Raw genomic sequence first — 12,682 nt, 5'->3', positions numbered from 1 at the left:
CGTACGAAATAGTGTTATTTAGCTGATTACCACGACCAAGCTACGCCGACCATCGAAAGGTCTTCGTCTTTATTAGCCTTGTGGGTAACGAATAAATCTTTGTTACGGTATTTTTCTTTTAAAACGATATCCGTCGCCGCGGCTTTCGCATCGTAGTTAAATGCGGCCTTCAACCACCCAGAATACTCAACCTTTGCTAGAGCTTGGAAAGCTTCTACACGGAAAGAGAACTTGTGACTTACGCCTTCCTTGCTAGAAGCAGGAACGACAACATCGGTTTTTAACTTTTCTTGAGTTTGTTCAGCAAAGCGACCTAAAGCCGTTTCTTTCATCATACGAGAATTGAACCACAATGAAAATCCACGGTCGGCAATACGCCCAAGAACAGTTCCCTGGCTGTCACCTTCCTTAAGATCGAGAGGAATCACTTTCGCCACATCAGACTTAGTGATCTTCGGAGTCACATTGTCTTTAGGAATAATAAGTCTTTTAGTGGACTTCAAATCCACCTTGCCCAGGCAGGGACAAGTAAAACCTAATATTAAGAGACATGACATGATCAGTTTCATACCTCACCTCTACTTCAAAGATTGTTCCACTCCCCTGCGGCCAAGTCCCATTACTTTGAAGATAATAAGCAAATGACAGCGGTTCTATTACGGCAGGGTCAAAAAGCGTCTAGAGAGGTCACGGGTGACAATCTTTCGCGAACAGGCCTTGGACTTGTTTCAAAACGAAGCGCCAGGGCATTGGGCTTGCACTACGATTCCGCGAACGCGTCCGTCTTTTTTGAAGTGCCAGGTGAAGTGTTGTGTTTCCAAGAACTTAGGACCACGACGTGGATCGGAGTGCCTCAAAATGACACGCAAAAAAAGTTACTTGGCGAAAAGTTTAACAATGGAGACTTTATGAAACTGAAGTACGTAAAGCGAAGTGCGATGGCCTTTGCGATTTCCGCAAGTTTCATTATCCCCCATGCACCGCAAACAGTGCTGGCGGCTAGTGCAACGACATCCTCATCCTCAGGATTTCCTTTGGATTTATTTCCTGAAGATGATGCGGGTGATACGGGCCTCTTCCCTACAACTCCTTCAGTTCCTAAAGGGAATCAGAACTCCAATAATAACAACAATAACGGCAACAGTAATGGTGGTTCTGGATCTTCAACTCGTCCGCCAAGTTCATCCTCTTCAAACACTCGCCCCACTTCATCAGGCACGAAAATGGGTGCAGCAAGAGTGGCAGAAGCTTATAGCTGTCCTCTTTTCGACAACCGCCCTCACGCCGAATTGATTGCGGCGATTGATTCACTTAATAAAGAAGTGAAAGCATCCCCCGAGTGTACGGGTTCTCCTTCTGCTCAAGCGATTGAAAAGAATGGTGATCAAATTAAAAATAGCATCACGTCTTTGCAGCAAATCATGGCGGCTCAAGACGCGGCGATGGTAAATACAGCGCAAATCGATCAGTCCATGACGGCGGCTTTGGCGGCGGTAGGAAGTCTTGGAGATATTATCAATAATAATAACTTCCTGAACTCAAAGTGCGGTCGTCAAACAATGTCGACAGGTAAAGTATTGTTGGCGATGAACGACGTGATCAACGGTCTTGCACCGTACGCTTTGTTCGCGGTTTCTATGAATGCGGCTTTAGCTCCAGCACTTCCATTTGTTATTGGTGGTGTGGTGGCGACAAGCGGTATTTCTGCCATCGCGAAAATGATTGATGCCAACACTTTGGATATGACTAATCCTGATCATCGTAAAGCGGTTCTTCAGAATACATGTCAGTACACGAAAGTGGCTAAAAAAGTTCGCTTCATGCAATTGGCTCAAAGTGGAAAGATCAGCAAGATCACTCAAGAGCTTGAAAAAGAAGTGGATCTTTACAAGAAGAAATTCACAACGCCAACTCGTGAGCTTTCTCAGCTTTTGACTTACAGAGAAGCTGTTATGAAAAACACGTCAGCTATCGAAGCGCAAATCGCTAACGATCGCGCTGACATCATGACAGTTGATAACCAAATCACTCAAAATCCAGACGACTTGATGGTTTGTACTTTAGGTAATGAGCTTGTGAACTGGGCTCGTGACGGTAAGACCTTCCCGGCTTCTGCTTTCTTAAACTTAGAAGCAGCCACAGCTCAAGGCGATCGCGGTCAAAAACTTCAAGCATCAACTATGAGAAACTTGCACAACTCTTCTATGAAGAGAATCGCAGACTCTGCTTCTAAAGTTTATGACGACGAAGGCGCTTTGAAAGCCTGTGCTAATGCCAGCCGTTCTTGGATGAATGGGGTTCGCCAGGCCGTAAGCTTGACGAGCTCTATCATTGCAAACTCTAAGGTGTCTTTAGAGTCTGAACTTTCTAGAAACGCAGAATACACGCAATGGAAAGCTCAATACACTCGTATCGAAGTTGAAAAAGTCACTATCAAACGTGTTGAAAAAGCGATGCAAGAGCTTTCAAAAGACACTTCAATCATCGATCGTTCGGAGCTTGCTCAACGTATGGTGAATTTGAAATCCGGTCTTTTCGGTTCACGCAGTGCTTGGGGCTTCGGTGCTCCTCCAGTACAAGCTTGGATCGATCACACGAAGACTATGCATGACCAAGCTATTTCTGCTTTCGTCACTAGCATGAGCGCGGTTCGTAATGGCTCTTACAGCTTAACGAAGTCAGGCCGTAATCAGGATATCAAGTCGACTCCAGCGGGTGGTATGTACCGTGATCCGAAAATCCAAGTTGAGTCTGCACAGATCGCTAAGCAACTTAGCAACCTGAATTTGACTGAACTTCCACTAGGTTCTCGTGAACAAGAACTTATGTGTCAATACTTGGAGTCAGCATGGTTGGATTGGTCCGCGGCTATCGATCACTTGGGCGCGATTCAATTCTTCTGTGATATGATCGACCCGGTATTGGATGTTAAAATGGATTCAGCGGTTCTAACTTCTTGCCGCGGTAACCAACAGTTGAACGGAACAACTTTCCGTAAATCCACTGTTCTTAACGCTCAAGACGTTCTTGTAAGAAAAGGCTATAAAGCCGACGCGGCTCTGATCAAGCAAAAGCTTGATGCTCTTCAATGTCCAATGCCAGCAGTTTCAGTTATGAATCAGTAGTTGTTAAAAGAATTTCGCTTCAAGGAAAAGGCCTCGCAGTTGCGGGGCCTTTTTTATTTAAGGCATCACCGTGACCAGAGCCGAGTTAGCCGCCGCGACAGTCATGATGTCCGCGCGACTTAATGCCGACTGCGAAGAACGAATCACCACTTGAATACCGGCTGCCACATAGTCACGCAAATCTGTGGCGCTCGTCGCTGAATTCACGTTGAGCACAAAAGGTTTTGCCGCAGCCATCGTTAAAAGATCCGTTTTTGAAATACCCGCTGATGCCGTCATCACCACGACCTGAGCACCCGCTTGAGCAATGGAGATAATATTAGGCACTGTCAGGCGCGCACTATCCACATACAGAACAAAACTTCCCGCCCGCGCTAAGTCGACAAAATCGGTGGCACTATAAGTTGTTTTTGAAACGGAGATACCGACGTTAATATTCGGGCTTTGCAAAAGCTGCATGGTTTCAGCTTTACCCACCAATCCCACCGAGTTCTGACAATAAGTAACGGCAGAGACTCGGGCGATTTCACGTAAATCAGCGACAGACATATTCGTCGCACTATTTTCGCGTAAGCATTCAGAAAACTGAGGTGGCAATGCCGCCCACGAAGATAAAGAAAAAAAAGAAACTAAAAGTGAGAAGATTACCGTTTTCATTTTCACCTCGCCTTTTATTATTTTCGCGAAGATGAAAATGTCCGTCTAGGTCTTTATATGTGTTACTCGTCAAGGATGTAGTTGATTGGATCTACGGCAGTTCCATTGATGCGAACTTCATAGTGAAGATGCGGTCCCGTCGAACGGCCTGTATTACCTACGGCACCGACGACGTCCCACTTACTGACACGCTGACCGACTTGAACGTAAATCTGCGACAAGTGACCAAAACGAGTTGTCACGCCATAACCGTAATCAATGGTAATCAACTTCCCGTAAGATTCATCATAACTTGCAAACACAACGACACCATCCGCTGGTGCATAGACCGGCGAACCCGGTGCTGCCGCGATATCCAGACCCGCGTGCAAAGCTGTTTTTCCTGTGAAAGGAGAAACGCGGTAACCGAAACGCGAGGTAATCCAACCCTTAGCTGGTTTCATATTCGGTGTGGAGTTTAGCAAGCTTTGTCTTTCCGACAAACTTTCCCACAAATCGATCACGCTTTGTTCTTTCAGCTGAGTTTCTTTAACGGCTTTATCAATTCGAACCACCAAAGAAGCGTAATCTTTATCCGCGTTTTCATTGGCAAGCTCGCCAACTTGATCGTTCAAAGGTTTTTTGTTCGCAAAAACTTGATCCTGTTCAACCAACTCTTCAGGCTCTTGACGCTGCTCCATCGGTTCGTATTCTTCAACTTGTTGGCCTGCAGCAGGTTTCGGCCCCATGGTCAGCTTCGTGATACGGTCTTCCGCATCGACGTTGGTGATCAAGCTCAGTTTTGTCGTGAAAGTTTTTACGCGCTCTAAGGAGTTCTCCAACGCACTGACTTTACTTTCAACCACTTGGAATTGCTTAATGAGTTGAGCATTTTCAGCTTTAAGACGTTTGTTTTCCATCGCTTGCAAAAGCAAACCGAAGTAATCCACAAGTCCCGCAGCAAAAATAATGATGATGATGCCAGAAATAAAAGATAAAGCCTTCAGCCATGCAGCCGAGAGCACGATCTTACGGGTTTTACCCGTCTGATTGCTCACTATAAACAGCGTGACCTTCTTCTTATCCAACCTGACCTCGACTCTATTCGTGGAAATGCAACAGCATCACTGTCACATTATCATCGCCACCATTTGCAAGAGCTTGTTCTACACAAGCTTTGACTGCTTTGTCAGGTGTATTTTGATTCAAAATTTCAGATATTCTGCCGTCTTCAACAAGGCCCGAAAGACCATCCGAGCACATTAAGAAAATTTCTCCAGGGAAAATCTCTCTCTCAATGATGTCAGGATAAGCATCGCGTTCATATCCTACGCTGCGAGTAATGACATTTCGCCCCACAAATTGGCGCACTTGCTCTTCACTCATCACACCTGCGCGCAATTGTTCATTCAAAAGTGAATGATCTTCCGTGATTTGCCACAAGTAAGGACGTTTAAATAGATAGCAGCGCGAATCACCGACGTTACCCACATACAAGTGCTTACCGCGAATATACGCCATCACCATTGTCGTTCCCATGCCCGCAAGCTCAGGACGCTCATTGGCAGCTTTATCAAAAATTCTGCGAGAAGCTTCTTCGTAACAATTCAAAATTAATTCGCGCGGAGATTTTTTGTGCGCATCAGGTTGAAGCATGATTTCTTCGACCGTCTCCACAGCCATACTGGAAGCCACTTCCCCGCCGGAATGTCCGCCCATACCATCTGCCACGATAAAGAGACCAAGCTCCCTATTGATGAGACAGGAGTCTTGATTCGAATCACGACGAAGCCCTTTATCTGTCAGATACCACGAGTCAAATTTCATAGATGTTTCATTTTCACCCAACAGTGACAAAGGAGTCAAAGTCTGGCCCTGGACCAGAGTCGCATTTCGCGGGTCCGGTTCACCATCTTCTCAGGTTCGGGTGTCATACTACCGATAGAAAGGGGTGAGGTCGTATGATGAAATCACCGTCTTTCAGAATGTATGTTTTGCTATCACTGGTATTCCACGTTTTGGTTCTTGGGACCTTCCTTGTTGTGGAAAGCCTGACGCCTGAAACGCCGAAAACAGAGACCGTAGACATTAACTTTCTGAGCCCGGAAGATCTTCAAAAAATGCAGCAAGTGGAAGCCGCTTTGAAGAAGCAGGCCCTGTCGCGCAATCAGATTGTCGAGCAATCTGAAACCTCCGCCAACGAAGAAGTCCCTGAAAATGCCCGTTTCCTGAGTGCTAAAAACCAAAAAGTGGAAAAGCAAACTCAAGCCGCGAACCGTGGTGAGTTCCAAAATCTGAAGAAGGCCGCTCCACAAAAAACTGGACCTAAAGGCGACGGCAAACAAAAGAATTTAGCGAAATCAGAAGAGTCCAAAAAACAGATCGCGAAAGATTTATTCAAAACTTTCGATGCGACCGAAGCTTTGGAAAGACAAAAACTTGCGGATAAAGAATCAGGTCTGGGCGAAGGTCGTGGCTCTGGTGAACAGAACACGGGAACAGGCGCTGAAACAAGTCAGACGAATGATTACCTGAAAGACGTCAACGTCGGCTTAGAAACCGTTTTGAATACGCGTGAGTTTAAATATTATTCTTACTACAACCGCATTCGTAAACAACTTGCCCAACACTGGGAAGGCCGTGTTCGCGACAAACTTTCAAAAATGTTTAAAGAAGGTCGTGCTCCTGCAGCGACAAATCAAGATCGCATCACAAAATTGATGATCGTTTTGAATGACAAAGGCACTTTGGTGCGCGTTCAAGTGATCAGCGATTCCGGCGTACGTGATTTGGATGATGCTGCGATTGAAGCTTTCCGTGCGGCCGCTCCATTCCCGAACCCTCCTAAGGGCATCGTCGAAGGCGATGGCACGGTTAAAATCCGCTGGGATTTCGTTCTAGAGACATAAACTTTTTTCAAAACTTTGTTGGCCTCACCGCGCTATCTTTATAGCACGGTGGCTCATAAGCCTTTTTCGAGTGAAAAAGACCTTCTAAAGCCCCCAAACTTTCTTAAAATTTTCACTGACACACCCCTACGTCTAAATTAGAGCCAGAACTCTTGCTGCGGGGCTTAAATGCGTGGACTCCTCCTCTGTACAGTGCTAGGTTGCCAGACGCTAGAAAAGTACAAAATCTGAAGGAGATCCACTTGGATAACTCAACTCTAAAAAATGCCAAACCTGAGGTTCTGGACTCAATCGCTAGACGTGCGCATTACCTTGCGACACAAATGATCTGGCAAGCCAATCACCGCACTGACAAAGAAAAAGGCGACCCGAAAATCGGTGGTCACCCTGCTGCCAGCGCAAGTTCGTTGCACATCATGGGTGCTTTGCACCTTCTTGTGAAATCTGGATTCGATCACATCGCGAATAAACCGCATGCGTCTCCAACAGATCACTCTTACAACTATCTTTTGGATTTGTTGTTGAAGAATGACCTTTCAAAATTGACTCAAGAGCAAGCCGATCAAGCGATGAACGGTCTTCGTAAATTCACTGATGGCAGTGAATTCGTTTTCCAATCTTATCACTCTGCTTATGATCCTGATAACCACAACTTCTTCCCGTCAGGCACAGTGGGTATTCCACCAGTTGAAGCCGGTTACCTTGCATTGGCTTACCGCTATGCTCGTGAACACGGCTATGAAGTTCCAGATGCTCACTTCTGGGCGGTTTGCGGTGACTCTGAATTCCGTGAAGGCTCTATGTATGAAGCGGTTCCTGACTTTGCCGAGCGCGAGTTGGGTTCATTGACTTGGATCCTAGATTACAACCGTCAATCTTTGGACGGTCACCGTATCACGAATAAAGAAATCATGAACGGAACTGATGCGGACCGTGTTGAGCGCACGATGGCGGCCAACGGTTGGGAAGTGATTCAAGTACGTCACGGTTCTAAACGCCAAGCTTTGTTCAAAAAGAAAGACGGCGACACTTTCAAAAACTTCCTAGAAAAAGAACTTGAAGACTACGAACTTCAAGCTCTTCTTCTTGTTCAAGATATGAAAGCTTTGAAAAAAGGCATCGCAAAAGAACATCCCAACATGAAGAAGTTCTTGGAAAGCATTTCTGATGAAGAGCTTTTCGATGCTATTCGCGATTTCGGCGGTCACGACATGATCGCTTTGGCTGAAGCGATGGAAAAATCTAAAAAATCCACTCGTAAGCCAACAATCATCATCGCCCACACTTTGAAAGGTTGGGGCTTGAAAGCAGCAGCTCAACCGGGCAACCACTCTTCTTTGCCACAAGAAGAAGAAGTGATGGAACTAAAAGCAAAACAAGGCATCAAAGGCGACAAGCTTTATGAACGTTTTGCTGCAAACTCTGTGGAAGGCAAATTCTTGGCCGCTCGCGGAGAAAAACTTCTTACTGAAATCAAAGCGCAACATGCTTTGAAAGCGAAGAACCAAGACTTCTTCCTAAGAAAACTAACTGAGTTCGGCGATATCCCTCAAACTTTGGACATCAACACGAAAATGACCAGCTATCCTCATACACAGTGGATGCTAGGTCAGTTGACGGCAAAGTTGACTCGTATTGCGAACACTCCGCTTGATGAATCTAAATTGGGCGAAAAGCAAAAGCCTCTGACAGATTCAGAAAAGCCTTTCAAGCTTCCAGGTGAGTTGTTCATTTCTATGGCTCCGGACGTAGGTACTTCGACGAACTTGAATCCAGCGATGGATGGTAAGATCTTCGGCGCACCGGTTGTTCAAGACTTGGAAACTGAATTGGGCGTTAAAGACCACAAACTTCCTGACCTCGTTCCTGGCGAAGACGTTTCAGACCGCTTCCTGCGTTTTGAGATCGCTGAAGGAAACGTGATGTCTTGCGTGGGCGCGTTCGGAAAAATGCGCGACTTCTTGGGTATTCCAATCATCCCATTGATGACGGTTTACGATTTCTTCATCAAACGTGCATTGGATCAATACTTCTACAACCTTTACTGGAAATCTTCTTTCATCTGCGTGGGAACTCCATCAGGTGTGACGCTTTCTCCAGAAGGTGCGCAACATGGTTGGAAGTCTGACATCCAAATCCCAAATCAAATCACTTGGGAACCGTTCTTCTGCCAAGAGCTTGACTGGATCTTGTGTGACACAATCAAACGTCACGTCTTGAACGACAATGCTGGCAGAACAGGAACTCTTCTTCGCCTAGTGACTCGTGGAGCAGAACAAAAAGACATGCTTCACTACTTGAAAAAACAAGCTCGCTTCAAAGCCGGTCTTGAGGGTGCTTTGGCTCGTTCTGAATTCCCTATTGCAGGCGCATTCAACGAGGAAGAACTAGGAACTGTGGATGAGGCGCAAATGATGGCGACAATCCGTGAAGAAGTTCTTAAAGGCGCTTACTACTTGATCGACTACCGCGGTTACGCAGGTTACGAGCCAGGTGATAACGTTGTGAACATCTTCGCGATGGGCTCTATGGTGACTGAAGCAATCAAAGCTTCTGAAGCCTTGTTGTCTCGCGGAATTTACGGAAACGTGATCGTTGTGACTTCTTCGGATCTACTTGTTGGCATCCAAGGTCATGAAGATGACTATGATTACTTGAAAAACGGTTTGGGTGTGAACTCGAACTTGTACCTAAGAAAAGCTGACGAAGTGACTACGGGTGACCTAGTGACTGTTGCTGGTAAACGCATCCCTGCGGTTTCTGTAGCGGATGGTGAGGCTGGCTTGCTAGACAACATCGGTTCTATCATCGGCGTTCGTCAGGAGTCTTTGGCAGTTCGTAAGCACTCGAAGTGCGGTCGCCCTTCAGAGATCTACGCTTATCACAACATCGACGCGGAAGCTGTTGTTGAAGCTTGCGGAAAAGTGCTAGCTGAAACAGCTCTTGAGAAAGTCATTGTTTCTGAAAGCGCTCTCGGTGAAGCTCATCAAGCAGAAGGACGCGCTGGACACTGGACTGATTTGTGGCCAGCTAAAAACCCTGTGCACAAGCACTAGTCACAGGGTCGATCGCTTGAACGGCGACAGAAACTGGATTGAATGTATACAGAATTAGCTAAGCAAGAACTCCCCTTTGATGGGGAGTTCTTTTTACCTCGAAACAAAAAGTACGAAGAGCTGATTTTCTTCGTTCACTTTTATGAAGGCAGTAAGAAGCAACTTCTTCGTCATATTAAGCTTGTAAACTCTTTGGGTTTTGACGCTTTTGCCTTTCAACTTCAGGGCACTTTAAAAGATCTGATCTCATTTCGTCCTCCCGTCAGTAAAGCCGGTGTGTTTGGGACTAAGCACGTGTATGCCGATCAGATTGAAACTCTTCTAAATTTGATTCCGGGTAAAAAGATTGTCTTTTCTTTTTCAAACCCTTCCGGTGCTGCGATTGAAGCGATGGCTCGTCGTCATTGTTCAGACACCGTGGCTCTGGTTTGTGATAGTGGACCTACGGCGCGCTTTATTCCTTCAGCCTACAACTTGTACACGCATGAATATAAATTAAAGCCGATGCCTTTACGTGTGGCTTTAGCGCCGATTCTAAGTATGGCTTGGAGTCCTTTCTTACACAAAGATTTGCATGATGACCTAAAGACCTTTCCTGAAGGTTTTAAAGTTCTTTCTATTCGTGGTTGGAAGGATTTATTAATTCCACCGGATCATATTGACGAAGTCTTTGAACCGCACAGTAATTTGGATTGGACGAAGCTTGCACTCCCCGAAGCGGGACACTTAACGGGTCTTCGCGATTTTAAATCGGACTATGCCCCGGTTCTTGAAAAGTTCCTTCATAGCGTGGCGACACCGCTATGATCGTTTTTGACGCGAATAATCCCTTTCCTCTCTTAGACTTAAATTCTTATACGTATCAAGAAGCCCAAGAGCATTCTTTGAAAGTGGATGAGCATCTTGGATTTCAATGCGAAAGTATCGAAGCGAAAATTCGCGCGAGCTCTAAAGAGTCTTCCTTAACGCAACAAAATTGGGAGCATCTTTCCGTTCAGGCTTTTCAAACTCCTTATGTCGAGATTCACAATATTTTAGATCTTTTGTCACTTCAGGCTGGCGACATTATTGTGGACTTGGGCTGCGCTTACGCGCGCATGGCGCTTGTTATTCAGCGCCACTATCCTGATCTTCAGTTTATGGGCTACGAACTAGAAAATAGGCGCGTTGAAGAGGCTCAAAGAATCCTTGGATCTCCCGATGCCTTGATTCTTATTCAGTCCGCCGATCTGGCGGCGGAAAACTTTCATCTACCGAGTGCCGATGTCTATTTCATTTTCGACTACGGCACTGAAACCAACGTCAGAAAAACATTGCAGGATCTTCAAGAGGTTGCCAGAAGTCGCCGCATTCAAGTTGTTGGCCGAGGCCGGTTGACTCGTTTTCTTATTCATAAAGAACATCCTTGGCTTTCCGAAGTTCAGGAGCCTTCCCACTATACGCATTTCTCTATTTATCGCTCTTAAGTCCAAAATGGGTTTACAAAATCGACCGCAAGCCGCTTTTCCGCCCCCAGAGCGGCTTTCAGAGGTTCGCCAAGTGATCGTGGACCACCGCAAAATGAAGTAATTTCGTTTACCTGGGGCAGAGCCCCAAATATAAGTTACCAAAAAAGCTGAGCTTCGGGGGCGTTTATGAATTGGTTCGCTTTGTGTCTTTTAGTTCTGTCATCCTTCTCTGCACGTGCAGAGATCAAACCTTACAGCCTGCAAACGGATATTTTGTGTCAGCAGCAGTACGCAAATCCGTGGATTGAAGTGGGAATCGCGCCACTTCTTCAGGGCGGCCACTTTGCCGTTATTCTTCAACATAATGATAACACGAAGAAGACCGTCGCAATCACCGAGATGTATGTCATGGCTTCGTTCCGGACGAATTCGGAATGGCTCTATGAAAGTGTGAAAGAAGACTTCATTCTGACTCTGTACCCTGGAATGGGCTTGGGCGATTTAGAAATTAAAAATAGGAAGCTGGATCAAAACCTCTTTCCTTTCATGATTTGCTCGCCGGGCGGAAGCATCACTTACGATAGATCTACGAAACCCCTTCCTCGAATTTCTGTAGGAAACTAGCATGACCAATCAGTTTGACTCCATTTATCACGAGCTGCTTGAGATTGAAAATGCCCGTCTTTTTTTAAAGCGTGCCTTGGAAGTTCGTTATCGCAAAAAAGGCAAAGTGAATTTGGCCGACTTTTCCCGCCGCGCGGGCTTTTCTTCTCGTAGCTTTCTTTCTGAATACCTTGCCGGAAAAAAGGGGCTTTCCAGAGACAGCGTGAATCAACTAAAGATCACTCTGAAGCTTCCCAAGCCCTACTCTGACATTTTTTCCTTGTTGGTCAGAAAGGACCAGCCAGAGCTTTTTACCAATAAAATGTCTCACGAAGAAATTCGCCAACAAGTGAGCTATATCAAACTCGCTTTACAAAGACAGATGGACGCGCGTTCACAGGTGAAAGATCCCCATCGTCTTTTATCAAAGCCGACTCTGTTCCGTGTGTTTGCGGCCTTAGGAACTGAGGAGGAAGGGGCGAGCCTTACCGAAATTTCTCAGCGCGCGCGCATGACTCCAGAGTCTTTGTCGGATCCGTTGAATTTTCTTATGCAAGAAGGCGCTGTCGTTTCACAAAATGGCCGTTTCTATGTACGTTCGAGTCAGATGGACTTTTTAAATCTTTCGGATGCGGGAAAGCTTGCTGATCTGACGAAAACTCTGTGCACTCAAATACGCTCTGATGCTAGCGAGATTGCTTCTGAAAATAAGAACAACATTTTCTATACAGCGTTTTCTACTCAGTCGCATTTTTTGCCAGAAATAAAAGAAAAACTGCGTGAGGCCATCTTTAACGTTTTAGATCAATATCAAGACGACCGCGGCGACTGCGTTCATGAAGTGTTTCTGTGTGGGAAATCATAATCCCATTAGAGGCCTGTAACTAGACTGCGACATTCTACAG

11 protein-coding genes are annotated in these 12,682 nt (G+C 45.8%); 7 read left to right on the top strand and 4 right to left on the bottom strand.

Going from position 1 to position 12,682, the window contains the following annotated elements; all coding sequences use genetic code 11:
• Positions 1–26 precede the first annotated feature (26 nt).
• The gene (locus tag AZI87_RS08855) at positions 27–569 is read right to left on the bottom strand and encodes a hypothetical protein (RefSeq protein ID WP_063206193.1); all 543 of its coding nucleotides are present in this window, start codon (positions 567–569) and stop codon (positions 27–29) included.
• A gap of 339 nt (positions 570–908) precedes the next feature.
• Here AZI87_RS08855 and AZI87_RS08850 point away from each other — a divergent pair, with 339 nt between their 5' ends.
• Entirely contained in the window at positions 909–3,125 is a 2,217-nt protein-coding gene (locus AZI87_RS08850) for a hypothetical protein (RefSeq protein WP_253696587.1), read from the top strand.
• A gap of 57 nt (positions 3,126–3,182) precedes the next feature.
• Here the strand turns inward: AZI87_RS08850 and AZI87_RS08845 are convergent, their stop codons facing one another.
• The 3 genes from AZI87_RS08845 to AZI87_RS08835 all read right to left on the bottom strand — a co-directional run bounded on the left by AZI87_RS08845 (position 3,183) and on the right by AZI87_RS08835 (position 5,588).
• Positions 3,183–3,782, bottom strand: a complete 600-nt coding sequence (locus AZI87_RS08845) for a hypothetical protein (RefSeq protein WP_063206192.1) — start codon at positions 3,780–3,782, stop codon at positions 3,183–3,185.
• Positions 3,783–3,844: 62 nt separating this feature from the next.
• Positions 3,845–4,819, bottom strand: a complete 975-nt coding sequence (locus tag AZI87_RS08840; RefSeq protein ID WP_253696584.1) for a M23 family metallopeptidase — start codon at positions 4,817–4,819, stop codon at positions 3,845–3,847.
• 43 nt (positions 4,820–4,862) lie between these two features.
• Positions 4,863–5,588: a Stp1/IreP family PP2C-type Ser/Thr phosphatase gene (locus AZI87_RS08835; protein WP_063206635.1), complete on the bottom strand. Its 726-nt coding sequence runs from the start codon at positions 5,586–5,588 to the stop codon at positions 4,863–4,865.
• A 134-nt stretch (positions 5,589–5,722) separates the two neighbouring features.
• On the opposite strand from AZI87_RS08835, the gene AZI87_RS08830 reads away from it, so the two are divergent.
• The 6 genes from AZI87_RS08830 to AZI87_RS08805 all read left to right on the top strand — a co-directional run bounded on the left by AZI87_RS08830 (position 5,723) and on the right by AZI87_RS08805 (position 12,642).
• The gene (locus tag AZI87_RS08830) at positions 5,723–6,670 is read left to right on the top strand and encodes a cell envelope integrity protein TolA (RefSeq protein WP_063206190.1); all 948 of its coding nucleotides are present in this window, start codon (positions 5,723–5,725) and stop codon (positions 6,668–6,670) included.
• 242 nt (positions 6,671–6,912) lie between these two features.
• Positions 6,913–9,726, top strand: coding sequence for a pyruvate dehydrogenase (locus tag AZI87_RS08825; RefSeq protein WP_063206189.1), 2,814 nt, complete (start codon positions 6,913–6,915; stop codon positions 9,724–9,726).
• A gap of 42 nt (positions 9,727–9,768) precedes the next feature.
• Positions 9,769–10,533 carry a hypothetical protein gene (locus tag AZI87_RS08820; RefSeq protein WP_063206188.1) on the top strand — a complete coding sequence of 255 codons (765 nt, stop codon included), beginning with the start codon at positions 9,769–9,771 and terminating at the stop codon, positions 10,531–10,533.
• Positions 10,530–11,192 carry a class I SAM-dependent methyltransferase gene (locus tag AZI87_RS08815; protein WP_253696582.1) on the top strand — a complete coding sequence of 221 codons (663 nt, stop codon included), beginning with the start codon at positions 10,530–10,532 and terminating at the stop codon, positions 11,190–11,192. Before AZI87_RS08820 ends, AZI87_RS08815 begins: the two co-directional genes overlap by 4 nt.
• 168 nt (positions 11,193–11,360) lie before the next feature.
• The gene (locus tag AZI87_RS08810; protein ID WP_063206187.1) at positions 11,361–11,798 is read left to right on the top strand and encodes a hypothetical protein; all 438 of its coding nucleotides are present in this window, start codon (positions 11,361–11,363) and stop codon (positions 11,796–11,798) included.
• A gap of 1 nt (position 11,799) precedes the next feature.
• On the top strand, positions 11,800–12,642 hold the full coding sequence (locus tag AZI87_RS08805) for a hypothetical protein (protein ID WP_063206186.1): 843 nt from the start codon (positions 11,800–11,802) through the stop codon (positions 12,640–12,642).
• The last annotated feature ends 40 nt before the right edge of the window (positions 12,643–12,682 follow it).

It is taken from the genome of Bdellovibrio bacteriovorus, from assembly GCF_001592745.1.
GTDB lineage: Bacteria > Bdellovibrionota > Bdellovibrionia > Bdellovibrionales > Bdellovibrionaceae > Bdellovibrio > Bdellovibrio bacteriovorus_B.
Note: the sequence above shows the minus strand (reverse complement) of the source record. Positions and strands in the feature narration are given on the sequence as shown.

Bases quoted from the DNA above. Each gene is read 5' to 3' on its own strand.
- AZI87_RS08855 (WP_063206193.1), bottom strand. From the start codon at position 569: ATGAAACTGATCATGTCATGTCTCTTAATATTAGGTTTTACTTGTCCC.
- AZI87_RS08830 (WP_063206190.1), top strand. From the start codon at position 5,723: ATGATGAAATCACCGTCTTTCAGAATGTATGTTTTGCTATCACTGGTA.
- AZI87_RS08805 (WP_063206186.1), top strand. From the start codon at position 11,800: ATGACCAATCAGTTTGACTCCATTTATCACGAGCTGCTTGAGATTGAA.
- AZI87_RS08850 (WP_253696587.1), top strand. From the start codon at position 909: ATGAAACTGAAGTACGTAAAGCGAAGTGCGATGGCCTTTGCGATTTCC.
- AZI87_RS08820 (WP_063206188.1), top strand. From the start codon at position 9,769: ATGTATACAGAATTAGCTAAGCAAGAACTCCCCTTTGATGGGGAGTTC.
- AZI87_RS08845 (WP_063206192.1), bottom strand. From the start codon at position 3,782: ATGAAAACGGTAATCTTCTCACTTTTAGTTTCTTTTTTTTCTTTATCT.
- AZI87_RS08835 (WP_063206635.1), bottom strand. From the start codon at position 5,588: ATGAAATTTGACTCGTGGTATCTGACAGATAAAGGGCTTCGTCGTGAT.
- AZI87_RS08815 (WP_253696582.1), top strand. From the start codon at position 10,530: ATGATCGTTTTTGACGCGAATAATCCCTTTCCTCTCTTAGACTTAAAT.
- AZI87_RS08810 (WP_063206187.1), top strand. From the start codon at position 11,361: ATGAATTGGTTCGCTTTGTGTCTTTTAGTTCTGTCATCCTTCTCTGCA.